The organism is Rhodococcus sp. NPDC127593 (genome assembly GCF_042671975.1).
In the GTDB taxonomy this organism is placed as follows: Bacteria; Actinomycetota; Actinomycetes; order Mycobacteriales; family Mycobacteriaceae; genus Rhodococcus_F.
In genome coordinates this window covers 35,409-59,489 of the sequence record NZ_JBHXWI010000021.1, presented here as the reverse complement: position 1 = coordinate 59,489, position 24,081 = coordinate 35,409, and the positions used below count along the sequence as shown (strand labels likewise).

Below are 24,081 nucleotides of genomic sequence, written 5' to 3'. Positions count from 1 at the left end.
GCGTCAGTCGACGAAGATCGACGGCTGGCGATCCTTCCACGGCGCCGCCTGCTCCAACTGCGCGGCCACCTGCAGTAGCAGATCTTCTCTGCCGGTGGCCGCGACCAGTTGGATCCCTATGGGGAGGCCCTCCCGGCTCAACGCGAGTGGCAGGCTGATCGCGGGATTCCCGGACACGTTGAACGGTGCGGTGAACGGCCCGAACTCGAAGATGCGGCGTAGCCACGAGCGCACGCTGTGCCCGGGGTCGTCGTAGTCGAGGGTGCCGTGCGGCACCGGCAGCCAGGCGACGGTCGGGGTCACCAGCAGATCGAATCGGGTGAAGAACTGTCCGATGGACCGGGTCACCCGGTGCTGCGCGTCGAGTGCTGCCGCGACGTCGAGCGCGGTGAACGCCTGGGTTTCCTGCAGCACCGTCCGCGAGACCGCCTCGAGCAGAGCGGGATCGGGCCTGCGTGGAGCGCGGAGGATCGCCGCACCGGTGGCGATCGCAGTGAGCGTCGATGCCTCGACGACGTCCTCCGCGTCGAAGTGCGGGCGCGTCTCGGTCACGGTGTGGCCGATCCATTCGAGGATCGTGCCGGCGGCGACCGTGGCCGCCGATACCTGCGTCTCGACCGAACTGCCACCCCACGGTTCGGTCGTCAGGGCCACCCGCAAACGGCCCGGGTCGGCGCGCACCGCGTCGGCGTAGCGACCGGACTGCGCCGGGGCGGTGTATTTTTCACCGACCGGCGGGGCGGCGACGGCGTCCAGCAGATGGGCCGTGTCGCGGACCGTTCGGGTGAGGGCGAACTCGTAGATGTGCCCGAACCCGGCCTCGCCGACCAGTGGGCCGCAGGGGATTCGGCCGCGGCTCGGCTTCAGGCCGACGAGCCCGCAGCACGAAGCCGGCACCCGTAGCGAACCGGCGCCGTCGTTGCCGTGCGCCAGTGGAACCGCCCCCGCGGCGACGAGCGCGGCTGATCCACCGCTCGACCCGCCGGTGCCGCGACCCCGCGCCCACGGATTGCGCGTCGGCCCGTACCGCACCGGTTCCGTCGCGAAGTTCAGCCCGAATTCCGGCGCGGTGGTCTGCCCCAGGGCCACCAGCCCGGCAGACCGGAACCGCGACATCAGTTCGTGATCCACACCGGCGACGGCGCCGCGGATGCTGCGGCTGCCGAGTGTGAACGGCACACCCTTCGCGAACGGCCCGCTGTCCTTGATGACGAACGGCACCCCCGCCAGTGGACCGTCGGACCGGTGCTCGAGGGCCGGATCGAACATCGGCAGGGTCAGCGCGCCGAGGTCGGCATCGGCCTGCGTGATCGCCTTGTGGGCAATGGCTTCGACCTCCGTCGCCGTCACCTCACCGGCTCGGATCAGCTCACTCAGACCGACAGCGTCGAGCCTGGTGTACTCGTGCAGTTCCAGCGGTCCCACTCCTCAGGTCGCGACGACCTGTTCAGTCTGACCTGAAGGGCAGTGCGACGCGACCGAATTTCTGCCGCCGTCACGCGGTGATCGGCAGCAGTTCCTGTTCGCGGAAGGCTCGCGGTGAGACCCCGTACGTCTCCTTGAACAGCCGCGAGAAGTGCGACGAGTTGACGAGACCGTACCGGGCACAGATGGTTCCGATGCTGTCGCCGCGGAATCGAACGTCCTTGAGATCGCGGCGGCACTTCTCGAGCCTGCGGTGGCGGATCCACCCGGCCACCGTGTGTCCGTCCGCCTCGAACATCTTCTGCAGGTGCCGCGTCGACACGTGGTGGTGGGACGCCACCGTGACCGTGTCGAGCGTGGGGTCGTGCAGATGCGCGTCGATGAACGACCTCACACGTAGCAGCAGAGACGCGCCGGGAGCGGTGGCGTCGGCGGGTGCCTCCGATTGCACCGCGGCACTGAGCAGGTCGAGCACCGCGTCCTCGACGAGCGGGGTCGTCGGCATGGTGCCGGTGACGACGGAGTGGTGGAGGTTCGTCAGGAAGGGCGAGACGAGCGCGCCCATGCCTGTGCTGCCGTGGATGCGGCGCGCCGACACGGTGCCCAGTTCCCGCGAGGCGATGCGAAGCAGTTCGCGGGGAAACATCAGCACGAACATGCTGAACTCACCCGCGAAGTGCAGGTCGTACGGCTTGCTGGTGTCGTAGACGGCGAAGTCGCCGGGCCCGAGTACGGCCTCTCGATCGTCCTGGACGATGACGCCGCTGCCCGATAGTTGCAGGCCCACCTTCACCAGGCCGGGGTCGGACCGCTTGATCGACGTGCGGGTCCGGCGGACGTCGACCGCGTGTCCCCCGACCTCGCTGAGCTGCAACCCGCCGAGCGCAGTGGAGCGCAGGGTACCGGTGAAACGCCCCGGTCCGTCCTCCGCCGTGGACACCACGGCGAGCGGGACGAAGGCCGTGGAGACGGCCTGACGCCAGTGCTCGAACTGCCCGTCGTCACGCGCGGGCGCACCACCGAGACGCACCTTCGATCACCTCACAGAGCGGAGCGGTTGTCGATCAGTCGACGTGCCTTACCGAGTGAGCGTTCGAGGTCGCCGGGAGCGACGACGTCGACCTTCACGCTCACGCCGATCCTATTCTTCACCAGCTTCTGCAGTTCACCCGCGGCCCTCGCGTGATCCGCGATCACGGCATCAGGACGCGATTCCACCCGCACGGTCAGCTCGTCCATCCGGCCCGGGCGGTCCAGGACACACTGGAACTGCGGGGCCAGCGCCGGCACCGCGAGGATCAGTTCCTCGATCTGAGTGGGGAACAGATTCACCCCGCGCAGGATGATCATGTCGTCGGTGCGCCCGGTGACCTTCTGCATCCGCCGCACCGACCGCGCCGTCCCCGGCAGCAGCCGCGTGAGGTCGCGGGTGCGGTACCGGATGATCGGCATCGCTTCCTTGGTCAGCGACGTGAAGACGAGTTCGCCCTCCTCACCGTCGGGCAGCACCTCCCCGGTGACCGGGTCGATGATTTCCGGGTAGAAGTGGTCTTCCCAGATGTGCAGGCCGTCCTTGGTCTCGACGCATTCCATCGCGACACCCGGGCCCATCACCTCGGACAGTCCGTAGATGTCGACGGCGTCCATGTTCAGCTGCTTCTCGAGTTCGGTGCGCATCTCCTCGGTCCACGGCTCCGCCCCGAACACACCGGTCCGCAGCGACGTCTTCGACGGATCGATGCCCTTCTTGATCATCGCGTCGACGATCGTGAGCATGTACGACGGCGTCACCATGATCGCGTCCGGTTCGAAGTCCTCGATCAGCTGGATCTGGCGGTCCGTCATGCCACCGGACATCGGGATCACCGTGCAGCCCAGCCGTTCCGCACCGTAGTGCGCGCCGAGCCCGCCGGTGAACAGGCCGTACCCGTACGCGACGTGCACCTTGTCCGTCGGTTTCACCCCGCCCGCCCGCAGGCTCCGGGCGACCAGGTCGGCCCAGTTGTTCAGGTCGCCCGTGGTGTACCCGACAACCGTCGGGCGCCCGGTGGTCCCGGACGACGCGTGGATGCGCGAGACCTTCTCCTGCGGCACCGCGAACATTTTGAACGGGTAGTTCGCCCGCAGGTCCACCTTCGCCGTGAACGGGAACTTCGCCAGATCGGACAGGTCCTTCAGGTCACTCGGGTGCACACCGGCGTCATCGAACGCCTTCCGGTAATGCGGAACGTTGTTGTACGCGTGGAGAAGTGACCACTGCAGGCGTTCGAGTTGCAGCGATGAGATCCGGTCGCGCGTGGCGAACTCGATGTCCTGCGAGGGGGTGGCGATACTGGTCATTCTAGTCTCCGGGGTATGCGGGCTGGGTATGGTCAGGCGTCGAAATCGACGGTCACGTTGTCGCTGACCGGGAAGGTCTGGCACGTCAGCACGAAGCCGGAGTCGACCTCGTAGTCCTCGAGCGCGTAGTTGCGGCGCATGTCCACGTCACCGCACGTGATCTTGGCGCGGCACGTTCCGCAGACGCCGCCCTTGCAGGCGAACGGAAGGTCCGAGCGGTACTTCTCCGCGCCGTCGAGGATCGATTCGTCCCGCGGCAACGTCGCGGTGGTCGAGCGGCCGTCGAGAACCAGGGTCACCTCGCTGCTCGGCCCGGTGACGCCGGGCTCGCGGTGGGTTTCCATGGGCGGGGGCACGTCGTCGACGAAGAACAGCTCGTGATGCACGCGGCTCTTGTCGATCTGCAAGTCGCCGAGCACCGTCTCGGCATCGGTGACCATGCCGTACGGGCCGCAGAGCCAGAAGTGGTCGATGTCGGCGAGCGGCACGATGGACGTGAAGAGGGCACGCAACCGGTCGGCGTCGAGGCGCCCGGTGAACAGTTCGACCTCGCGGGGTTCGCGGGACAGGACGTGCACCACGTCGAAGCGCGATCCGTACATATCCTTGAGGTCGGCGATCTCCTCGGCGAACATCACCGAACGGGTGCGCCGGTTGCCGTACAGGAGAACGACTTCGGCCTCGGGGTTGGCGAGCATCGATGCGGCGATCGACAGCATCGGCGTGATGCCCGACCCGGCGGCGATCAGTACGTGGCGACCACCGGCCGCGGGGTCGGCGACGAACGTTCCGCTCGGGCCCTGCACCTCGATCCGGTCGCCGGGGCGGACCTGGTTCACGAGCCACGTCGAGAACAGACCGTCGGACACCTCGCGCACACCGACCCGCGGCGCGGAACCGGCAGGCGCGCAGATGGAGTACGAGCGGCGGTGTTCGACGCCGTCGATCGTGCGTCGCAGCGTGAGCGACTGCCCGGGACCGAACGCGAACTCGTCGGCGAGCTCGGCCGGAACGTCGAACGTGACCGCGACCGCGTCGTCGCACAGGGATTCGACGTCGGCGACGGTGAGGGTGTGGAATGCCCTGTTGCGCAACGCCGCACCGGGTTTCGGGGAGACCGCTGTGGTCATGGTCAGATTTCCTTCACGTGATCGAAGGGCTCGAGGCAGTCGAGGCACCGGTAGAGGGCCTTGCACAGCGTCGCCCCGAATTCCGAGTCGAGCCTGGTGTTCGCCGAGTGGCAGTTGGGGCATGCCACGGCTCGCGGCTTGACGGTGAGCGTCAACGGCACCGGACCCGATGTGCGTCGCGGCGCGGGACCGGGTGTCGAGTAGCCGCTCTCGCGGAGCTTGCGCCTGCCGTCCTCGCTGATCCAGTCCGTGCTCCACGGCGGCGACAGGACGGTCCGGACCTCGACGCTGCCGAACCCGGCGTCCTGCAGGGTGTGCTCGATGTCGTCCCGCATGGTGGCCATCGCGGGGCAACCGGAATAGGTGGGGGTGATGGTCACGACCACCGACCCGTCGGCGTATTCCTCGACGTCGCGCAGCACACCGAGATCGGCGAGCGTGAGCATCGGCATCTCGGGGTCGAGCACGGATTCGGCGAGGCGGCGGGCGTCGCTGCGCACTGCGGTGGTCATGTCACCACACTCCTTCGGGGTGCGCCCGGGCCACGCTCTGCATCTCGGCGAGCAGCAGTCCGAGAGCCTCGGTGTGCAGTCCCTGCCGGCCTGCCCTACCTCCGACGGTGCCGACGGTCCGGCCGGTCGGTGCGGTGAGCTCGGCGGCGTGCAGCACCTGCTCGAGCACGGAATCGAATTCCTCACGCACGTCCCGCGGGTCGACGCCCACCCCCACCGCCGCGAGCGCGAGCTCCTCGGTGGTCGGGACGAACAGTTCCTCGACGTACGGCCACACGTGGGTTAGCGCCGCTTCCATCCTGGTCTTCGACTCCTCCGTGCCGCAGCCGAGCGTCACAACCCAGCGGGCCGCGTAGTCGCGGTGGTAGGTGAGTTCCTTGACGCCCTTCACCGCGACCGCCGCGAGGACCGGGTCCCGGGACGTACGGAGACGATCGAACAGCGCGAGGCGCCACGTCGAGAACACCAGCAGTCGCGTGATCGACTGAGCGAAGTCGCCGTTGTCGAGTTCGGCCAACCGGGTGTTGCGGAACCGATTCTCGTCCCGGAAGAACGCGAGCGCGTCCTCGGCGGGAATCGGGCTCGTGTCCGAGATGTGCGGCACGACCGACGCGTCCGCCGCGGCCGCACGGGCGAGCAGTAGTCGCGCCTGACCGAGCAGGTCGAGCCCGACGTTCGCGAGCGCCACCTCTTCCTCGAGTTCCGGTGCGCGCGTGCTCCACTCGGCGAGGCGCTGCGAACTGATCAGGGCATCGTCACCGAGCATCAGGCAATAGCCGGCCAGCGCGGAGAGGTCGACGTCCTCCGGAACCGTGGTGTCGACGCCGGCGAGGGGGTCGTCGAAGCTGGTGCCGAACGCCCACTGGCCGTGGCTGTCTTCGTCGACGAGGCCGTCGTAAGCATTGTCGTGGTCGGTCATCGTCAGCCTCACATGTGGGGAACGTTGTCGGGGATCTCGTAGAACGTGGGGTGCCGGTAGACCTTGTCGCCGCTGGGCGCGAAGAAGGGATCCTTCTCCGACGGGCTGGACGCCACGATCGAACTGGACCGCACCACCCAGATGCTCACGCCCTCGTTGCGGCGGGTGTAGACGTCCCGGGCGTGCCGAACGGCCATCTCGTCGTCGGCGGCGTGCAGGGATCCGACGTGGACGTGGTTGAGTCCGCGCTTGCCGCGCAGGAACACCTCGTACAGGGGCCAGTCCGCGCGCACTGCGGTGTCGTCCGTGCTCATCGTGCGTTCTCCTTGCTGCTCTCGCGGCGGGCGAAGGCCGTCGCGGCCTCCCGCACCCACGCCCCGTTCTCGTGTGCTGCCCGCCGGTTGGCGACGCGCTCGACGCTCGAGGCGCCGTTGCCCTTGATCACCTGCATGAACTCGCTCCAGTCGGGCTCTCCGAAGTCGTGAGCGCCGCGCTCGGCGTTCCACTTCAGGTCCGGATCCGGGAACGTCACGCCGAGCACCTCGGCCTGCGGGATGGACATGTCGACGAACCGCTGACGGAGTTCGTCATTGGTGTGCCGCTTGATGCGCCACTTCATGGACTGCTCGGAGTTGGGCGACTGATCGTCCGGCGGTCCGAACATCATCAGCGCCGGCCACCACCAGCGGTTCACCGACTCCTGCACCATCTCGCGCTGGGCGTCGGTGCCGCGCATCATCGTCATCAGCAGTTCGAAGCCCTGACGCTGGTGGAACGACTCCTCCTTGCACACCCGGATCATCGCCCGCGCGTACGGCCCGAAGGAGCTGCGGCACAACGGGACCTGGTTGCAGATCGCGGCGCCGTCGACGAGCCAGCCGATCACGCCGACGTCGGCGTAGGTAAGCGTCGGGTAGTTGAAGATCGAGGAGTACTTCTGCTTGCCTTCGATCAGCTTCTCGGTGAGGTCGGCCCGGTCGACTCCGAGCGTCTCGGCCGCCGAGTACAGGTACAGGCCGTGTCCGGCCTCGTCCTGGACCTTCGCCATGAGGATCGCCTTGCGACGCAGCGACGGCGCGCGGGTGAGCCAGTTGCCCTCCGGCTGCATGCCGATGATCTCCGAATGCGCGTGCTGCGCGATCTGCCGGATCAGCGTCTTGCGGTAGCCGTCGGGCATCCAGTCCCGCGGCTCGACCCTCCGGTCGGCTGCGATGGTGTCATCGAAGAGCGTTTGCAGCTCATCGGAAGCGTGTGACGTGGTCATATGTCCTACCTCTATTACCGAATGATCGGTTGGTATCAAGTATGCATGTCAGCTCCCGCCCACACAAGGGCGGGAGCCGAATTACGTCAGTGGCCCTCGAAGACAGGCGTGCGCTTCGCGAGGAACGCGTCGACCGCGCTGCGGTGGTCCTTCGACCGGCCGAGCTGCTCCGCGGCCTCGCGCTCCCGCTCGAGCGCCTCCGACAGCCCAGCCGACGCCGCCGAGACCAGAGCCTTGACCTGCGCATACGCGGCCGTGGGACCGTCGGCGAGCTTTCGCGCCAGCGCGACGGCCGCCTCCCCCAGTTCGGCGTCGGGGACCACCCGGTGGACCAGTCCCCAGTCCAGCGCCTGCGCCGCCGTGAACCGGTCGCCGAGCATCATCAGCCCGGTCGCCCGGCTCGGTCCGAGCGCCTGCACCAGGGTGTGGCTCAGCCCGGAGTCGCCGGCCAGCGCGATCCCCGTGAAGGCCGTGGCGAACTTCGCACCCTCCCCCGCGATCCGGATGTCGGCGGCCAGGGCGATGCCCAGCCCCGCCCCGACGCAGGCCCCACCGACCGCGACGACGACCGGGACGCGGACCCCGGCCAGCGCCCGGAGCAGCGGGTTGTAATGCTCGGCGACGGTATCCATCGCGTGCGCGGGGTCCGCCTCGAGCCCGGCGACGTGCTCGGCCAGGTCCTGGCCGACGCAGAAGTTCTTTCCCTCCGCCTGCAGCAGCAGGGCACGCACGCTGTCGTCGGCGGCGACCTTCTCCACCGCCGCCAGCAACTGTTCCTTCACCGCGCGGTCCAGGGCGTTGGACGCGCCTGCGCGGCGCAGGGTGATGGTGGCCAGTCCCGCGTCCACGGAAAGTCCGACCACGTCGTCAGTGCTCATGAGAATGTGCCTCCTGCTGGTTGTGGTGTGGGTGGCCCGTCAGGACCAGGTGAAGAATCCCTGGCCGGTCTTGCGGCCGAGTTCTCCGTTGGCGACCTTTTCGCGCAGCAGCGCGGGCGGTGCGAACCGGTCGCCGAGCGTCTTCGCGAGGTGCTCGGCGATCGCGAGCCGGACGTCCAGTCCGACGAGATCGGTGGACCGCAGCGGTCCCATCGGGTGCCGGTAGCCCAATTCCATGGCCCGGTCGATGGACTCGGCGTCGGCGACGCCTTCCTCGAGCATCCGGATCGCCTCGAGCCCGAGGCACACGCCGAGACGGCTCGTCGCGAAGCCCGGGGAATCGTTGACCAGCACCTCGGTCTTGCCGAGCAGGGCGACCCACTCACGCACCTTCTCGACCACACCGGCGTCGGTCGCGGGGGCGCGGACGATCTCGACGAGCGTCGACGCCGGAACCGGGTTGAAGAAGTGCATGCCGATCAGCCGGGCCGGATCGCTGAGGGCGCTGCCGAGTTCGGCGATGGAGATCGAACTGGTGTTGCTGGCGATCACCGTCGACGGGTCGACCGTCTTCTCGACGAGCGCGAGCACGGACAGCTTGAGGTCCACCAACTCCGGTACCGCCTCGACCACCAGATCCAGGGCCGGCGGAAACGCATCGGGGGCGGCCACCGTGGACACCCGTCCGAGAATCGTCGCGGGATCGACGTCGCCGAGCTTGCCGCGTTCGTGCGCGCGGTCGAGCCCGTCGGACACCCGCTTGCGGGCCGCCTCCCGGTCGCCGCTCTCGGCGATGGTGACAGTGGATCCGAGGGTGGCGAAGACCTGCGCGATGCCCGCGCCCATCCGGCCGCCGCCGACCACGCCGACATTCTTCGGTGCTGTGCTCGTCATCGCATACCGCCCGAGAAGCCCCCGGCTTCGGCCATGAGAAGGAAAGGGCGTGGTGCGTGGGGATACGGGTGCATGTCAGTGCCTCTCGTTAGGGTGTCGGTGTGGAGGAAGTCGTGCGCTACAGCTTCCGGCTGCGCCCCGGCGCACAGGCCGAGCGTGCGCTCCTCGATGAGTGGGGCCGCTGCCGTTGGTTGTGGAACGAAGCCGTCCACCAGTTCGAGTCCGGACGCAAGCCGACGTTCGCCAAGCTGTCGAAGCTGCTGACCGCGACGCGTCGGGATCACTCTTGGCTGCGGGAGGGGTCGCAGGTGGCCCAGCAGCAAATGCTCCGCCAGTTCGCCCAGACGCTGGATCACTCGTTCACCGTGAAAGGCCGTGGCCGCCCACGTGCCAAGAAGCGCAAGGACTCGCTGCCGTCGCTGGAGTACACCACCCGCGGATTCGGCATTAAAGACGGACGGCTGCATCTGCCGAAGGGCGTAACGATTCCGGTGGTGTGGTCCCGCGACCTGCCGTCCGAGCCCACCAGCGTTCGGGTGTACCAGGATTCGCTGGGGCACTGGTACGCCTCCCTCGTCGTGCGTCGCGAGATCGAGGCGTCCCCGAAAGTCGAAGGGTCCATCGGGATCGACTGGGGCGTGTCCACCACGGCCACTACCACTGATCCGGCCTACGACCTGCCGCACACCGGGCACCGACGCCGCTCTGCGGTCGAGCAGGCGAAGGCGCAGCGGAAGATGGCACGCCGCCGTAAGCCGCGCGGGCAGGCACAGACGAAGGGGTACCAGCGCGCCAAGCGTGAGGCGGCGAAGGTCGCCAAGAAGGCGCAGCGGCAAAACGTCCACACCGGCAGAGTGTGGGCGCGGCGCGTCGTCGCCGGCCACCAGACCATCGCTGTTGAAGACTTCCGGCCGAGGTTCCTCGCCGGGTCCACCATGGCACGCAAGGCAGCTGACGCTGCCGTGTCGACCATCAAGCGGACGCTGATCGAGTATGCCGAGCGGGCAGGCCGGAAGGTGGTGTTGGTGCAGCCCGCCTACACGACGATGACGTGCAGCGGATGCTTTGCGAGAACCAAGCGGCTGCCGCTGAACGAACGCACTTTCGCCTGCCCCGCCTGTGGACTGATCGAGGACCGGGACCGCAACGCCGCCAAGACGATCTTGGCTGTGGCAGAACGGGGCCACACTTCCGTTGAGGGTGTCAGACATTCGGAGCCTCCTCCCAAGGTGGTTTCGGGTGCCGCCTGAGGTTGAAATCCCCCGGCTTCAGCCGTGGAGAACCGTTAACTTCTCTTCTCCAGAAACGCAGTCATACGATCGTGTTTGTCGCGGCTCTCGAACAGCACCGCCTGGGCGATGTCGTCGGCGAACGGGTGCGAGCCGGGTGCGTCGACGATCATCTTCGTCAGCTTGAGCGCCAGCGGCGCCGACCGGGTGATGCGGTCGATGACCTTGTGCGCTGCGTCGATGTGCTCGCCGGGTGCGACGACGCTCATCACGAGTCCGCTGCGCAGCGCGTCCTGCGCGTCGAGGTTCCGGCCGCCGAGGAGGACCTGCTTGGCGACGGACTTGCCCACCAATTCGGGCAGCCGGTAGCTGGCCCCGGCGGCGGCCATGATGCCCAGCCCCGGCTCCGGGTTCCCGAAGACGGCGGTCTCGGTGGCGATGCGGATGTCGCAGGCGTAGGACAGTTCGGCGCCGCCGCCGAGCGCGTACCCGCTCACCGCGGCGACGGTGGGCAGCGGCAGCTTCGCGATGCGGTCGAAGAGAGTGCGGTTGATGCCGGCGAACGCCTCGTCGCGGCCGCGCTCGCGCAGTTCGGCGATGTCGGCGCCGCCGGCGAAGTGGTCGCCCTCGCCGGTCAGCAGCATCGGCTTGGGTGTCGCCTCCAACGCGGCGCACACCTGGTGCAGTTCGCCGATCATCTCCGCGTTGATCGCGTTGCGCTGTGCGGGACGGTGCAGTGTGACCACCATCCGGTCGGCGCGGTCCTCGATCTTCAGTGTGTTCACGGCGCCTCGATCAGCATCGCGACGCCCTGGCCGACGCCCACGCACAGCGTGGCCAGCCCACGGCGGGCGCCTTCGCGTTCCATCCGGCCGAGCAGCGTCAGCAGGATCCGCGCACCCGAGCAGCCCAGCGGGTGGCCGAGTGCGATGGCGCCCCCGTCCGCGTTGACGATCGACTCGTCGAGCTTCAGCTGCCGGATCACCCCGAGCGACTGCGCCGCGAAGGCCTCGTTGAGTTCGGCGGCGCCGAGGTCGGAGATCGACCAGTTGGCGCGGGCGAGCGCCTTCCGGGTGGCCGGGACCGGGCCCAGACCCATGACGTTGGGGGCGATGCCCGCGCTGGCGCTGGTGACGATGCGGCCGCGGACGGTCAGGCCGTACTTCTCCACCGCCGCCTCGCTCGCGACGACCAAGGCCGCGGCGCCGTCCGAGAGGGAGGACGACGAGCCGGCGGTCACGATGCCGTCCTTGCGGAACACCGGCTTCAGCTTGCCGAGCTTCTCCAGAGTGGTTCCCCGTCGCGGGGTCTCGTCGGCGGTGAGTTCACCGTCGCGCACCGGCACGGGAACGATCTCGCGCTCGAACCGGCCGGCGTCCACCGCCGCGATCGCCCGTTCCTGGCTGCGCAGCGCGAAGGCGTCGCTCTCGGCGCGGGTGATGCCCTCGAGCGCGGCGACCTCCTCGGCCGTCTCGCCCATCGACAGCGTCACCTTGCGGACGTCCGGTCCGGCGCCGGCCGGAATGTCGCGGTCGGCGGCGGCGAACCGCGGGTTCGTGAAGCGCCAGCCGAGCGAGGTGTCGGCGACCTCGCCGGGGCGTGCCCACGGGGTGCCGGGCTTGGCCATCACCCAGGGTGCGCGGGTCATCGACTCGACGCCGCCGGCGATCACGATGTCGGCCTCACCGCTGCGGATGGTGTGCGCGGCGGACGCGACGGCGGTCAGACCGCTCGCGCACAGGCGGTTCACCGTGTAGCCGGGGACGCTGTCGGGCAGGCCCGCGAGCAGCACGGCCATGCGGGCGACGTCGCGGTTGTCCTCGCCCGCCTGGTTGGCGGCGCCGAGGATCACCTCGTCGACGGCGTCGCCGGGGATTCCGGCCCGGCGGGCTGCCTCGGCCACGACGAGGCCGGCAAGGTCGTCGGGGCGCACTCCTGCGAGCGCTCCGCCGTATCGACCCTGCGGGGTACGGGCTCCGTCCACCAGAAACACTTCGGCCACAGTCTTCTCCTTCACGGGGGTGCCGTCTATTAATAACCGAATCTTCGGTCGGTACGCAAGGGGAGGTGGCACACAAGAAATTGCCATCCTCCCTTGACAACCAGCGGCGGAAGCGACGATTCTGTTAACCGACCGAACGTACGGTGAAATGGAGTTGTCGTGAGCAAGTTACTGGAAAGCTACGCCGCCGGACGCTGGTACACCGCGCCGGACGAGGGAACCCCGCTGCTGAGCGCGGTCGACGGCAACGAGGTGGCGCGCATCTCCGCGACCGGTCTCGACCTCGGCGCGATGGTGACCTACGCCCGCGAGGTGGGCGGACCGGCGCTCGCGAAGCTGACCTTCCACGAGCGCGCCGCCGCCCTCAAGGCGCTCGCCCTCACCCTCATGGCCGGCAAGGACGAGTTCTACGCCCTCTCCACCTCGACCGGCGCCACCAAGCGCGACTCCGGTGTCGACATCGACGGCGGCTTCGGCACCCTCCTCAGCTACGCCAGCAAGGCCAGGCGGGAACTGCCCAACGACACCGTCTACCTCGACGGCGCCTTCGAGCAGCTGGGCAAGAAGGGCACATTCCTCGGCCAGCACGTCTACACCTCGCGTCGCGGCGTGGCCGTCCAGATCAACGCGTTCAACTTCCCGGTGTGGGGCTTCCTCGAGAAGCTCGCCCCCGCGTTCATCGCCGGCGTCCCGTCGATCGTGAAGCCCGCGAGCCAGTCGGCCTACCTCACCGAGCTCGTGTTCCGTCGCATCATCGAGTCCGGGCTGCTGCCCGAGGGTTCGGTCCAGCTGCTGTCAGGGAGCGCCCGCGGGCTGCTCGACCACCTCGGCGGGCAGGACTCCGTGGCGTTCACCGGATCCGCCGACACCGCGGCCACCCTGCGGGCGCATCCGAACGTCGTCGGTGAGGGCGTCCACTTCAACGCCGAGGCCGATTCGCTGAACGCGTCGATCCTCGGCTCCGACGTCGAGGTCGGCAGCGAGGAATTCGACCTCTACGTCAAGCAGCTCGTCACCGAGATGACGGTGAAGGCCGGCCAGAAGTGCACCGCCATCCGGCGCGCATTCGTGCCGTCCGCGTTGATGGACGACGTCATCGCCGCGGCCGAGGCCCGGCTGTCGCGTGTCGTGGTCGGCGCCCCCGACGCCGACGGCGTCACGATGGGTGCGCTCGCCAGCATCGAACAGCGCGACGAGGTACTGAAATCGCTTCGCGGCCTGACCAAGTCGGCGCAGATCGTGGTCGGCGACCCGGAGAACTTCGAGGTCGTCGGCGCGGACAAGGCGACCGGCGCGTTCCTGCCGCCGATCCTGCTGCGCTCCGACGACAAGGACGCCACCGAACCCCACGACATCGAGGCCTTCGGTCCCGTCAGCACCGTCATCGGATACGACAGCACCAAAGAGGTCATCGAACTCGCCGCCCGCGGCAAGGGCAGCCTCGTCGCCTCCCTCGTCACCCGCGATTCCGCACTCGCCCGCGACATCGTGCTGGGCCTCGCCCCGTTCCACGGCCGCGTCCTCGTCCTCAACCGCGACGACGCCAAGGAATCCACCGGCCACGGCTCACCCCTGCCCGTCCTCGTGCACGGCGGTCCCGGACGCGCAGGCGGCGGTGAGGAACTCGGCGGCATCCGCGGCATCCTGCACCACATGCAGCGCACCGCGGTCCAGGCCACCCCCGACATCCTGACCGCGGTCGGAAACAAGTGGGTCACCGGTTCCCAGCGCAACGACGACGGCGTCCACCCGTTCCGGAAGAACCTCGCGCAGTTGCGAATCGGCGACACCATCGTCGGCGGCCCCCGCCAGGTCACCCTCGCCGACATCGACCACTTCGCCGAATTCACCGGCGACACGTTCTACGCCCACACCGACCCCGAGGCCGCAGCCGCCAACCCGCTGTTCGGCGGCATCGTCGCCCACGGATACCTCGTCGTCTCCCTCGCCGCCGGTCTGTTCGTCGAACCGAATCCCGGTCCCGTCCTCGCCAACTTCGGCGTCGACAACCTCCGGTTCCTCACCCCCGTCAAGGCCGACGACAGCCTCACCGTCACCCTGACCGCGAAGCTCATCACCCCGCGCAGCAGTGCGGACTACGGTGAAGTCCGTTGGGATGCAGTCGTCGTCAACCAGGACGGCGATCCCGTCGCAACGTACGACGTTCTCACCCTCGTCGCCAAAGGAGAAAACGCATGACCTTCAAGGTCGCCGTCTGCTACGGCCACCCCGATGACCCCGAGGCGTTCGACGCCTACTACCGCGACACCCACATGCCGCTGGCCCGCAAGGTCCCCGGCCTGTCCGACTTCACCTGGGGCAAGTGCAGCGCCCTCGACGGCGGGAAGCCGCCGTACTACGCCGTGGCGAGCCTCGTCTTCCCCGACGCCGACACCATGAAGTCCGGGTTGCAGTCCGAGGAGATGAAGCAGACGGGCAAGGACGTCCGCAACTTCGCCACCGGCGGCGTCACCATGTACGTCCAAGAAGAAGAATCCGTCTACAACCAGTAGGAGAACCATGACTGTCGACGCATCCGCGGAATGCCGTATCGCGCGGAAGATGTTCGAGGCCGACAACGCGTCCCAGGCGCTCGGCATCGAGATCCTCGAACTCAGCCCCGGCCACGCGGTCGCGTCGATGGTCGTGAGTGAGACCATGGTCAACGGCCACGGCATCACCCACGGCGGTTTCGTCTTCGCCCTCGCCGACACCGCATTCGCGATGGCGTGCAACGGCTACGACTCTCCCGCCGTCGCCGCCCGCGCCGACATCCGGTTCCTCACCTCCACCCGCCTCGGCGACACCCTCGTCGCCGAGGCCGTGGAGCGGGCACGCTACGGGCGCAACGGCATCTACGACGTCACCGTCCGGCGCGGCGACGACGTCATCGCCGAGTTCCGCGGCGACAGTCGTGCGCAGCCGCGCCCGTGAGTACTTGTTAACCGCGGGACGTTAATAAGTACTCACGGGCGCGAAGCGCCTAACGGGGCCGCGTGCTTTCCGCGCTCGGACGCGGCGTCGCGCGCTGCCCGCTCGGTGGCGGCCGCCTCGATGGCGATCGCGTGATCCACCGCGTGCGGCGCGATGCCCAGGTTGTCCAGCGTGTCCCACAGAGTCGACAGGGCGGTCTTCGGGTCGAGGTAGTACTCCGACTCCCGAACCCGCCAGAACGTCCAGCCGCACCGTTTGAGTTCCTGCTCGCGTTCGAGGTCCGCGATCCGCTGTTCCGGGGTGGTCGAGAACGCGTCGCCGTCGCATTCGACGGCGAGTCTCATGGTGCCGCCGGTGACGACGAGGTCGATGCGCCGATTGTTCACCTCGACTTGGGAATTGACGTGATAGCCACGTTCGGCGATGTCGGTGAACACCCGCTGCTCGAGTAGATTGTCGAACGGGGGGATCCGGACGTCGCGGTCGACGTCCTGCGGCATGGGGTCGGCCGGTGCCGGCGACGTCGACATCACGTAGCTGAGCAGGGAGTTGCGCAGGTCGGCCCGCTTCAGTTCGTCGACGGTCACGGAGTGGAACAGCCACAGCTGGTCCTGCGCGCGTGTCGCCGCGACGTTGAACCGCCGCTTGTACTGGTTCGCCGTCAACGGTGCGAAGTTCTGCTCGGGTCCCACGACCATCGACAGGAAGACGACGCTTCGTTCGTCGCCCTGGAAGTCGGGCGGCGTCCCGACCCGCAGTCGCCGCTGCTCCCACTGTTCGATGCCGATGCGCTTGACGAGTTCGGTCCGGATGGCGTCGACCTGGGACTGCCCCTGCAGCACGACGATTCCGAACGTCTTGCCGTCATAACGGGGGTCGACGAGGCATTCGATGAGCTGGTCGACGAGGGCGGCGGCCTCGATGTGGTTGGTCAGCGACGCGTCCTTGCCCGACACGGTGGCGTCGGATACGTACGTATGTTTCAGCGGCGGAAGCCGGTCCGCGCCGAACTGCCGCACCGGGACGAGAGGCAGTTCGCCGTAGAACTGGGTGCTCGACCAGTTGATGATCTCGGGCATCGAGCGGAAGTGCTCGCGGAGCCGGACCACCTGCCCGAAGCTGGTCCGAAGGATCGAGAACAGGCTCGACCGCGGCGTGAGCGTGGCCTGGACGTACTCCGGAAGGTCCGGTAGGTAGGCGTCCAGCCGGGTGAACACGTCGTCGAGGGTGCCGGTGGTGGGGATGTCGGCGGGTGCGCACTGCTTGTCGTCGCCGACGACGATCACCCGCGGCGCCAGCCACAGCAGGAACAGGTTGGTGATGTCGGCCTGGCTCGCCTCGTCGACGATGACGACGTCGAAGCTGCCGGGAACGGGCGGGATGGACGCGAGGACCTGCTGCAGCGGCATCACCCACGCGGGCACGGCGCCCTGCGCCTCACCCATCGCGGATCGTGCTGCGCTGCGGTACTTCTCGGCGTACTTCCCAGCACCTGCACCGATGCTCGAGATGTGCTCGCGATACGTCTGCAGCGCCCGGACCTGATCCGCCGTCAGATGCTCGAGGCAGTCACGCCAGGCGGTCGACGCCGCGAGCCGTGCCGTCAGGTGTGCGAGATCCGCGTCGACGGCGTTGAGTTCGGCTTCCAGTTCCTGCTCACGACCGGCACGGTGCTGCTCGGTGACCCATTGACGGGCGCGGCGCCACGCCCAGGCCTCCGACATCTGCCAGCTCATCTCGTCCCACTCGGTGAGCGCTGCCGTCCTGCGCACCAATTCGTACAGCGCCGGGGCGACGGGTGAAAGTTTGTCGGACAGTTCGTCGAACAGCCGCTGATCCTGCTGCTCGACGCGGGCGGTTGCGTAGCGGGCGAGGGCGTCGGAGAGGGCCGCGTTGTCGGCCTGATCGAGCGCCGCCACCAGAGCGGTGCCTTCCGGTGACGGTCCCGCGTCGACCTCGGTGGAGACGGCCGAGACGATGGCGTCGAGTTCCGCACGGGCACTGTCCACGTCGGCGCGGGTGGTGATCGCTTCTGCGGCCCCGGCCACCGCGACGGCGTCCGCGAGCGTGCGGATCCGCGGCGCGTTCGGGGACAGCGCGAACAGCTCGCGGGCCAGCGCGTCGCGGGCGACGAGCAGGGCACGCACGCGGGCCACCCGGCCGACGATCATGTTGAGGCTGTCGACCTGGACGGCACGGGAACCGTTCATGTCCACCGGAATCCGAAGATCGGCCAGCAGGGTGGCGGCGGTCTGCGCGGCGTCGTGGGCGCGCAGGTGCTCGGTCACGAGCCGCACCGTGGCGGCAGTCGTGGCGGGTGCGCCGTCGACGGTGGCGTCGAGGCCGAGTTCTTCGACGGCCTTCTGCTCGTCGCTGCGACGGAAGCGCGCCTTCCACTCGACGGCGCCGGATTCCATCGCGACGGCGAGCGCACCGACCGCCTGCAGGGCGGGTCGGGTCATGACGGCGCACTGGATGTCGTGCGCGCCGATGTAGCGGTCGGCGGCAGCGGCCGCCTCGACGATCGCGGGCAGGGCGTCCAGACGACCCCACAGGTGCGTCGCCCGGCCGGCGAGGACCGTGTCGGCGAGGCTCTGGAACTGGCCGTCGAGGTCGAGGACGTCGTGGGCGCGCGCCTGCAGTTCCTTGCAGTGCCGGCGAACGGTGTACGCGGTCTCGGGGTCGACACCCCCGAGGACCTCGAGTAGATGCGCCGACTGCGGGGTGTCGATGGGGACGCTGGTCGATGCCCGCGAGCAGAGCCGTTCGAGTTCGGCCCGGTTGGGCAGCAGCGAGTCGAGCGCGGGAAGCGTCTGGCGGGACCGCTGCGCACGTTCGGGGGACGCCGTCACAGACAGCCGTCGCAGCGTCTCGACCTCGGTGCCGGTGAGGGGCGGCTGCTCGCTCAGCAGCGGACCGGGAAGCCACTCGAAGGCGTCCTGCAGGCCCATGACCTTGCGGACGATGGTGGCGGCGGTGCCCTCGTAGCCGTCCGCGACAGCGTCGTGGAGGTAGGTCTCGGACTCGCGCAGCGCCTTCACCTGCTCGAGCACGACGGCCCGCTTCTCCACCGCCTCGTCCCGCTGGGCACGCAGATCGGCGATCTTCTGGCCCTCACTGTGCGGGTTGAACGACGACTTCCGCTCGGCGATCGTCGCGACGCTCCGGGTGAGCTCGTCTGAGCCGCCGCGGGAGAGGTCGGTGATGGAGACGCACAGTTCCTGCATCTCGGGCGGGAGCTTGTCCCTCAGCACCCGGAGCGCCTGCGCCTTCTCGCTCGTGACGAGCACCCGCTGGCCGCGTGCGAGCAGCGCCGACACCAGGTTGGCGATCGTGTGGGTCTTGCCCGTGCCGGGCGGGCCCTCGACCACCACTCCGCTGTCGCCGCCGAGCCGCTCGATGATCTGCGACTGCTCGGCGTTGGCCGGGAGCGGGAAGAGCGGGTCCTCGGCGAGCGTCGACGAGGTGGCGGCGCCGGTGCGCTCGAGCCACGACAGCCGGTCTGCCGGTTCGATCGCCTCGACCAGCTGCGCGAGTCCGAGCGGAACCGTCGCGCCGTCGCGTTCGAGGTGGGAGATCATCTGCTCGTAATACTCGACCAGGGCGAACGCACTGCGCTTCCGCAGGACCAGGGCCGGCGACAGCGTGAGGGTGCCGTCGGCGTCGGCGTCGGGCGGCCGGACGCCGTCCCGCATCGTGACAGGCGTCATCAGCGACTTCGGCGCCCACTCCGCGAGCAGTGCGCGAACGCCGTCGCTCAGCGGCGACGCGGCGGTGCCCTGCAGTTGCTTCTGCAGCGGCATCGCGTGCGCGCTGTCGTAGACGTCCATTCCGGTGAACAGCTGGGAATCTTCGAGCCGGGGCTGGGAGCCCGCGATCAGCCGCACCAGCAGGTCGCCGGTCCGGGGGTCGCGGTGGATGCTGGCGGACTGGGTGACGAGGTGGGTCTGGACGCCGTCGTCCGGACCGGCGCCTGCCAGGGTCAGCAGACCGGACGCGAGAACGAGTTCGATCGACTCGGGGCGGGCGTTCAGCTCCTGCAACATCCGCTGCAGCCGCTGGTACAGATCGGCGTGCGGGCGACGCTCCCGGTCTGCCTTCGCCCACGCCTGCCAGCGCGGCACGTAGGCGTCGAACGCCTGCCGGACGTCGTACGCGCGGCGCACGTCGTATTCCTCGTCGGAGTCCTCGGCGTAGGCGTCGGACGCGTTCAGTTCGAGGTCGGAACGCGAGCTGTCGGAGCGGGCCGACGCGTCCACCCAGCCGGCCAGGACCGTGGGCAGTTCCGGCGGATCCTCGACGCCGATGAGGGGCACGCGCAGGACGATGTCACCCTGCGCGGCGTCGGAATCGAGTTGGATCGTGCGGCCGTCCTGATGCAGCCATTCGACCTGTTCGTGCTGGTCGACGCGGAGAACCGGCTTCGTGCGAGCCCTGACGATCTCACGCAGGAACTGCAGCAGGCGCTGGACGCGGCCTGCGAGCTCGGCGTCGTTTTCGGGACTCGACAATGTAAACCTCTGCGAATTCTCGGTGATGACGTGCGCTTGCCCCCGCCGTGCACACTATCGGGTCGAGGGGGTGAAGTTCGAGGCGTCGTCCCCTGGCAGGGGGACTGGACGGTCGCTCGGGGTGCCTTTCGGACCTCTATTCGTACCGACCGGTCTCTACTATTCATCCATGATCGGTTCGACGCATCACGACGCTCGCCGCGGTGATCGCGACCGTCGCACCGACGACGCTGGGGGTGGCTCCGTGTCGGCTGCAGCTCCGGTGCCGGGGGCCCGGGTCACGGCCCCGTCCGACGGGTTCGCGCTCGACGGGGTTCGACCTCTTCCAGGCGCTGGCGATCAACCGGTTCACCGGACAGCTGGACTTCGGGCCGATGGACGCCTTGTTCGCCGCGGCGCAGGTGCTGCGCGATTTCGTCGACGCCGCGGGCGCCGAGGTGCATGCACGTGATCCGCGAACCCTGATCACCGCGGGATTGACCGGTGGTGGCCAGTGCGGAACCCCGGGCGACGAGTACCAGTTCGTTTCGGCGTCACCGTATGTCGGCGTCGTGCAGTACCACGACTACGGCGCCGACGGCGTTCCGCTGCCCGGCGATCAGTGGAACGGGCTCGCCCGGGGTCTCGAACAGGCTGCGGCACTGGGCAAACCGCTCCTGGTCGGTGAGATCGGCGAACTCGCCGGACCGGTGCCACCCTGACGGACCGGGCGACGCACATCGCCGCCGAGATCCGGGGGCCGCGGGACGCAGGCGCGGCGGGGGCGCTCCTGTGGGCGTTCGTGCCCGACCCCCGGCCCGCCGAGTGCACGTACGACTCGGTCCCACCGACCCCCTGTGGGACGTGGTGGAGCAATTCGGAAGCTGGGGGCCGGGCACCGCTCCCGACGACATGTAGACGCGGATCGTCAAGCCCAGGAGACGGATTCCTCCGGGTCGAGCCTGGGCAGCCGGTCGAACCAGGGGTTCTCGCCCGGGTGGCCGATGTTGACCACGAGGGTCGAATGCCACTGTCCGTCGGGGAAGAACTCCTTGTCGATCCCGTCGGCGTCGAAGCCGGCCATCGGTCCGGCCGCCAGACCCAGCGACCGCACGGCGAGGATGAAGTAGCCGGCCTGGAGGGCGGCGTTGAAGTCCCCGGTCTTCTTGCGCATCGGTTCGTTCGCCTCGAACACGTCGCGGAGTTCCGGACGGAACGGCAGCAGTGCTGGGATGTGGTCGTGGAAACGTGGGTCGACCGCGAGGACGGCGACGGCAGGCGCCGATGCGGTCTTCGCCTTGTTTCCCTCGTTCATGTGCTCGACCAGACGGGCGCGGCCCTCGTCGGTGCGCACGAACAGGACCCGAAGCGGCTGCGTGTTGGCCGCCGTGGGCGCCCAGCGCGCGAGTTCCCAGATCTGCGCGAGTTCTTCGTCGCTCACCGGCGTCGGAGCGAAGCTGTTGGCGGTGCGCGCCGCCGTGTAGAGCAGCGCCCGTGCCGCCTCGTCGAGCCCTCTACCAGTAGAGATTGCGTGACTCATCGACTCCCTTTCTGCTTGTTACTTCTAAAATACTAGTTGCAGGGCCGATGCTAGCACCATTGCTAGGGTGGAGGGGTGGCTGACGAAGGCGAAGTGACGCACGAACCCCGCGCCTGCGACGCGGCACTCGCACGCGCCTTCACGTTTCTCGGCAAGCGCTGGAACGGCGTGATCCTGGGCGTGCTGATGGAGGGACCGTCCACGTTCTCCGAGCTACGCCGCGGAGTGGGCGGTATCAGCGATTCGGTGCTGTCCGACCGGCTCGCCGAACTGGCCTCGGCCGGACTCGTCCTGCGCTCGGTGGAGGAGGGCCCACCGGTCTCGGTCGCGTACGAGCTCACCCCGGCGGGCCGGGCGCTGTTGCCGTCCCTGAACGCCCTGACGGCCTGGGCGCGCGAAAACCTGCTGGCCTAGCCAGATTCAGGCGACGAGGACGCGGACGGTCAGCGTCCGCCGCGCCGCAGGGTCACGCGATAGGTGTAGTGCTCGGGCAGGAAGTAGCTGACCGCCAGCTCGACGGTCCGCCCCTCCGAATCGGAATACAGGCGGTCCACCCGCAGCATCGAATGACCCTCGGGGCAGCCGAGTTCCCGGGCCACGTCACCGGGGGCGGGCGCGACGGTGATCGATTGCGCCGCCTCGACGATGGGGCTCCGCAGGTGCGGCTCCAGCAGACCGATGATCGTGTACGAACTGACGGCGCCCGCGGACATCTCGGGTGCGTCGACGACGAGGCGGGCGATCTCGTCGGGAAGGTACACGGTGGTCAGCACGAACGGTGTGTCGTCGTGGCGACGCCGGAACACGACCGTGTGGACGAGGTCGGTGTCGAGGCGGAGCCTGCTCGCGGCCTCGATGTCGACCCGGCGGCGCAGGGGTGAGACCACCTCCATGGTGGTGTCGGTGGACAGATTCATCAGATCCTCGATCGACCCCAGCTGACGCAGGTATCGGCCGTCGGATTCCGCTGCGAACGTCCCACGTCCCGGGACCCGGTAGACGATGCCCTCGGCTACCAGGTCCTGGAATGCGCGTCGTACGGTCTGCCGGCTCACGCCGTGCTGTTCCGCGAGCTCGAATTCGGTGGGGAGCTTGAGGCCGCCGCGGTACTTGCCCGCGGCTATGTGCTCACGGAGCTGCTTCGACACCAGCTGGTACGCCGGCTCCGTCTCTCGTTCTCGTTCCCTACCGTTCATCGCGCACCGATCCTACGTGCAGGTTGCCGGACTACAGACCGCCCCGCGACACGAGTTGCGAGACGATGACGTTGCGCTGGATCTCGTTGGTGCCCTCGCCGACGATCATCAGCGGGGCGTCCCGGAAGTACCGTTCGACGTCGTACTCGGTGGAATAGCCGTAGCCGCCGTGGATCCGCACCGCGTTCAGGGCGATGTCCATGGCGACCTCGGAGGCGTACAGCTTGGCCATGCCGGCCTCCATGTCGCACCGGTCGCCGCTGTCGTACTGCTCGGCCGCGTGCCAGGTCAGCTGCCGCGCCGCGGTCAGCTTGGTCGCCATGTCGGCCAGGTAGTTGCCGATCGACTGGTGCTTCCAGATCGGCTTGCCGAAGCTCTCCCGCTGCTGCGCGTAGGCGAGGGAATCCTCGAGCGCCGCCGTGGCCACACCCAGCGCCCGGCAGGCGACCTGGATGCGCCCGGTCTCGAGGCCCTTCATCATCTGACCGAAACCCTTGCCCGGGTTGCCGCCGAGAATCGCCGAGGCCGGGACGCGGTAGTTGTCGAACGACAGCTCACACGTCTCGACGCCCTTGTAGCCGAGCTTGGGCAGATCCCGCGACACCGTCAGGCCGGGACCGTGTTCGACCAGGACGATCGAGATGCCCTTGTGCTTGGGGGTCGCGCTCGGATCGGTCTTGCACAGCAGCGCGATCAGGCCGGACCGGCGGGCGTTGGAGATCCACGTCTTCGAGCCGGTGATCACCAGGTCGTCGCCGTCGGTCTTGGCGTTGGTCGACATGGCCTGCAGATCCGACCCGCCACCGGGCTCGGTCAGCGCCATGGTGGCCCGGATCTCGCCGGTCGCCATCTTCGGCAGGTACTGCTGCTTCTGCTCCTCGGTGCCGTACAGCGACAGCAGCTTCGCGACGACGGTGTGCCCGCCCATCGCCCCGGCCAGGCTCATCCACCCACGGGCTAGTTCCTGGGTGACCTGTGCGTAGCAGGGCATCGACACCGGCGATCCGCCGTACTCCTCCGGGACCGCCAGACCGTAGATCCCGATCTGCTTCATCTGCTCGATCCACTTCTCGGGGTACTCGTTGGCGTGTTCCACCGCCTGCACCGTCGGCTTCACGTCGCGGTCGATGAAGGCGCGCACCGTCTCGACCAGGTACGCCTCTTCCTCGTTCAGCTTGCCCATGAATCCACCTCACGCTTTCCACAACATTTGTACGGCCATAATCCGACAATGTCTGCCTAAAGTCAACGATCGGTCTTGACATGACGGCTGCGCCGCTGCCAGCATCAGCAGCGCAGCCCTACCGGGCTGGCCGTACATATCAGCC

Annotated in this window: 22 protein-coding genes; 6 read left to right on the top strand and 16 right to left on the bottom strand. The window is 68.5% G+C overall.

Features of this window, described 5'->3' with window-relative positions:
* Positions 1-3 precede the first annotated feature (3 nt).
* From ACFVJ3_RS20645 to ACFVJ3_RS20600, 10 genes are all read right to left on the bottom strand, one after another.
* The gene (locus tag ACFVJ3_RS20645; protein ID WP_378453790.1) at positions 4-1,425 is read right to left on the bottom strand and encodes an amidase; all 1,422 of its coding nucleotides are present in this window, start codon (positions 1,423-1,425) and stop codon (positions 4-6) included.
* A gap of 70 nt (positions 1,426-1,495) precedes the next feature.
* The gene (locus tag ACFVJ3_RS20640; protein ID WP_378453789.1) at positions 1,496-2,455 is read right to left on the bottom strand and encodes a helix-turn-helix domain-containing protein; all 960 of its coding nucleotides are present in this window, start codon (positions 2,453-2,455) and stop codon (positions 1,496-1,498) included.
* An 11-nt stretch (positions 2,456-2,466) separates the two neighbouring features.
* Positions 2,467-3,765: a phenylacetate--CoA ligase PaaK gene (gene paaK, locus ACFVJ3_RS20635; RefSeq protein WP_378453788.1), complete on the bottom strand. Its 1,299-nt coding sequence runs from the start codon at positions 3,763-3,765 to the stop codon at positions 2,467-2,469.
* Between the two features lie 32 nt (positions 3,766-3,797).
* Positions 3,798-4,895 carry a 1,2-phenylacetyl-CoA epoxidase subunit PaaE gene (gene paaE, locus ACFVJ3_RS20630; RefSeq protein WP_378453787.1) on the bottom strand — a complete coding sequence of 366 codons (1,098 nt, stop codon included), beginning with the start codon at positions 4,893-4,895 and terminating at the stop codon, positions 3,798-3,800.
* Between the two features lie 2 nt (positions 4,896-4,897).
* Positions 4,898-5,407 carry a 1,2-phenylacetyl-CoA epoxidase subunit PaaD gene (paaD, locus tag ACFVJ3_RS20625; RefSeq protein WP_378453786.1) on the bottom strand — a complete coding sequence of 170 codons (510 nt, stop codon included), beginning with the start codon at positions 5,405-5,407 and terminating at the stop codon, positions 4,898-4,900.
* Between the two features lies 1 nt (position 5,408).
* Positions 5,409-6,326 carry a 1,2-phenylacetyl-CoA epoxidase subunit PaaC gene (gene paaC / locus ACFVJ3_RS20620; protein ID WP_378453785.1) on the bottom strand — a complete coding sequence of 306 codons (918 nt, stop codon included), beginning with the start codon at positions 6,324-6,326 and terminating at the stop codon, positions 5,409-5,411.
* A gap of 8 nt (positions 6,327-6,334) precedes the next feature.
* Positions 6,335-6,640, bottom strand: a complete 306-nt coding sequence (paaB, locus tag ACFVJ3_RS20615; RefSeq protein WP_378453784.1) for a 1,2-phenylacetyl-CoA epoxidase subunit PaaB — start codon at positions 6,638-6,640, stop codon at positions 6,335-6,337.
* Complete coding sequence (paaA, locus tag ACFVJ3_RS20610) at positions 6,637-7,590, bottom strand: 1,2-phenylacetyl-CoA epoxidase subunit PaaA (protein ID WP_378453783.1); 954 nt, start codon at positions 7,588-7,590, stop codon at positions 6,637-6,639. The genes paaB and paaA overlap by 4 nt, the downstream gene beginning before the upstream one ends.
* 86 nt (positions 7,591-7,676) lie before the next feature.
* On the bottom strand, positions 7,677-8,468 hold the full coding sequence (locus ACFVJ3_RS20605) for an enoyl-CoA hydratase-related protein (protein WP_378453782.1): 792 nt from the start codon (positions 8,466-8,468) through the stop codon (positions 7,677-7,679).
* A 39-nt stretch (positions 8,469-8,507) separates the two neighbouring features.
* Entirely contained in the window at positions 8,508-9,362 is an 855-nt protein-coding gene (locus tag ACFVJ3_RS20600) for a 3-hydroxyacyl-CoA dehydrogenase family protein (protein ID WP_378453781.1), read from the bottom strand.
* 101 nt (positions 9,363-9,463) lie between these two features.
* On the opposite strand from ACFVJ3_RS20600, the gene ACFVJ3_RS20595 reads away from it, so the two are divergent.
* Positions 9,464-10,612: an RNA-guided endonuclease InsQ/TnpB family protein gene (locus tag ACFVJ3_RS20595; RefSeq protein WP_378453780.1), complete on the top strand. Its 1,149-nt coding sequence runs from the start codon at positions 9,464-9,466 to the stop codon at positions 10,610-10,612.
* Positions 10,613-10,647: 35 nt separating this feature from the next.
* Here the strand turns inward: ACFVJ3_RS20595 and ACFVJ3_RS20590 are convergent, their stop codons facing one another.
* Positions 10,648-11,376 carry an enoyl-CoA hydratase/isomerase family protein gene (locus tag ACFVJ3_RS20590; RefSeq protein WP_378453779.1) on the bottom strand — a complete coding sequence of 243 codons (729 nt, stop codon included), beginning with the start codon at positions 11,374-11,376 and terminating at the stop codon, positions 10,648-10,650.
* Positions 11,373-12,593 carry a thiolase family protein gene (locus ACFVJ3_RS20585; protein WP_378453778.1) on the bottom strand — a complete coding sequence of 407 codons (1,221 nt, stop codon included), beginning with the start codon at positions 12,591-12,593 and terminating at the stop codon, positions 11,373-11,375. The genes ACFVJ3_RS20590 and ACFVJ3_RS20585 overlap by 4 nt, the downstream gene beginning before the upstream one ends.
* 159 nt (positions 12,594-12,752) lie before the next feature.
* Here ACFVJ3_RS20585 and paaZ point away from each other — a divergent pair, with 159 nt between their 5' ends.
* From paaZ to paaI, 3 genes are read left to right on the top strand one after another with little or no spacing between them, the layout of a single operon-like run.
* On the top strand, positions 12,753-14,792 hold the full coding sequence (gene paaZ / locus ACFVJ3_RS20580) for a phenylacetic acid degradation bifunctional protein PaaZ (RefSeq protein WP_378453777.1): 2,040 nt from the start codon (positions 12,753-12,755) through the stop codon (positions 14,790-14,792).
* Complete coding sequence (locus ACFVJ3_RS20575) at positions 14,789-15,106, top strand: EthD family reductase (RefSeq protein WP_378453776.1); 318 nt, start codon at positions 14,789-14,791, stop codon at positions 15,104-15,106. Before paaZ ends, ACFVJ3_RS20575 begins: the two co-directional genes overlap by 4 nt.
* 7 nt (positions 15,107-15,113) lie before the next feature.
* A complete protein-coding gene (paaI, locus tag ACFVJ3_RS20570; protein WP_378453775.1) occupies positions 15,114-15,527 on the top strand; it encodes a hydroxyphenylacetyl-CoA thioesterase PaaI in 414 nt (137 codons plus the stop codon).
* 32 nt (positions 15,528-15,559) lie between these two features.
* Here the strand turns inward: paaI and ACFVJ3_RS20565 are convergent, their stop codons facing one another.
* Positions 15,560-20,038 carry an AAA domain-containing protein gene (locus tag ACFVJ3_RS20565; RefSeq protein WP_378453774.1) on the bottom strand — a complete coding sequence of 1,493 codons (4,479 nt, stop codon included), beginning with the start codon at positions 20,036-20,038 and terminating at the stop codon, positions 15,560-15,562.
* Positions 20,039-20,241: 203 nt separating this feature from the next.
* Here ACFVJ3_RS20565 and ACFVJ3_RS20560 point away from each other — a divergent pair, with 203 nt between their 5' ends.
* Positions 20,242-20,739 (top strand): hypothetical protein, encoded by a 498-nt coding sequence (locus tag ACFVJ3_RS20560; RefSeq protein WP_378453773.1) that lies wholly within the window; start codon positions 20,242-20,244, stop codon positions 20,737-20,739.
* Between the two features lie 206 nt (positions 20,740-20,945).
* Here the strand turns inward: ACFVJ3_RS20560 and ACFVJ3_RS20555 are convergent, their stop codons facing one another.
* Complete coding sequence (locus tag ACFVJ3_RS20555) at positions 20,946-21,557, bottom strand: malonic semialdehyde reductase (protein WP_378453772.1); 612 nt, start codon at positions 21,555-21,557, stop codon at positions 20,946-20,948.
* A gap of 75 nt (positions 21,558-21,632) precedes the next feature.
* Here ACFVJ3_RS20555 and ACFVJ3_RS20550 point away from each other — a divergent pair, with 75 nt between their 5' ends.
* On the top strand, positions 21,633-21,971 hold the full coding sequence (locus ACFVJ3_RS20550) for a winged helix-turn-helix transcriptional regulator (protein ID WP_378453771.1): 339 nt from the start codon (positions 21,633-21,635) through the stop codon (positions 21,969-21,971).
* 29 nt (positions 21,972-22,000) lie between these two features.
* On the opposite strand, the gene ACFVJ3_RS20545 is transcribed toward ACFVJ3_RS20550, so the two are convergent.
* Both ACFVJ3_RS20545 and ACFVJ3_RS20540 read right to left on the bottom strand, forming a co-directional pair.
* Positions 22,001-22,753, bottom strand: a complete 753-nt coding sequence (locus tag ACFVJ3_RS20545; protein ID WP_378453770.1) for a GntR family transcriptional regulator — start codon at positions 22,751-22,753, stop codon at positions 22,001-22,003.
* A gap of 31 nt (positions 22,754-22,784) precedes the next feature.
* Positions 22,785-23,936, bottom strand: a complete 1,152-nt coding sequence (locus ACFVJ3_RS20540; RefSeq protein WP_378453769.1) for an acyl-CoA dehydrogenase family protein — start codon at positions 23,934-23,936, stop codon at positions 22,785-22,787.
* Positions 23,937-24,081: the final 145 nt, after the last annotated feature.

Excerpts from the sequence above, each read along its gene's own strand:
- paaK (WP_378453788.1), bottom strand. The coding sequence starts at position 3,765 with ATGACCAGTATCGCCACCCCCTCGCAGGACATCGAGTTCGCCACGCGC.
- paaE (WP_378453787.1), bottom strand. The coding sequence starts at position 4,895 with ATGACCACAGCGGTCTCCCCGAAACCCGGTGCGGCGTTGCGCAACAGG.
- paaD (WP_378453786.1), bottom strand. The coding sequence starts at position 5,407 with ATGACCACCGCAGTGCGCAGCGACGCCCGCCGCCTCGCCGAATCCGTG.
- paaC (WP_378453785.1), bottom strand. The coding sequence starts at position 6,326 with ATGACCGACCACGACAATGCTTACGACGGCCTCGTCGACGAAGACAGC.
- paaB (WP_378453784.1), bottom strand. The coding sequence starts at position 6,640 with ATGAGCACGGACGACACCGCAGTGCGCGCGGACTGGCCCCTGTACGAG.
- paaA (WP_378453783.1), bottom strand. The coding sequence starts at position 7,590 with ATGACCACGTCACACGCTTCCGATGAGCTGCAAACGCTCTTCGATGAC.
- ACFVJ3_RS20605 (WP_378453782.1), bottom strand. The coding sequence starts at position 8,468 with ATGAGCACTGACGACGTGGTCGGACTTTCCGTGGACGCGGGACTGGCC.
- ACFVJ3_RS20600 (WP_378453781.1), bottom strand. The coding sequence starts at position 9,362 with ATGACGAGCACAGCACCGAAGAATGTCGGCGTGGTCGGCGGCGGCCGG.
- ACFVJ3_RS20575 (WP_378453776.1), top strand. The coding sequence starts at position 14,789 with ATGACCTTCAAGGTCGCCGTCTGCTACGGCCACCCCGATGACCCCGAG.
- paaI (WP_378453775.1), top strand. The coding sequence starts at position 15,114 with ATGACTGTCGACGCATCCGCGGAATGCCGTATCGCGCGGAAGATGTTC.
- ACFVJ3_RS20555 (WP_378453772.1), bottom strand. The coding sequence starts at position 21,557 with ATGAGTCACGCAATCTCTACTGGTAGAGGGCTCGACGAGGCGGCACGG.
- ACFVJ3_RS20545 (WP_378453770.1), bottom strand. The coding sequence starts at position 22,753 with ATGAACGGTAGGGAACGAGAACGAGAGACGGAGCCGGCGTACCAGCTG.
- ACFVJ3_RS20540 (WP_378453769.1), bottom strand. The coding sequence starts at position 23,936 with ATGGGCAAGCTGAACGAGGAAGAGGCGTACCTGGTCGAGACGGTGCGC.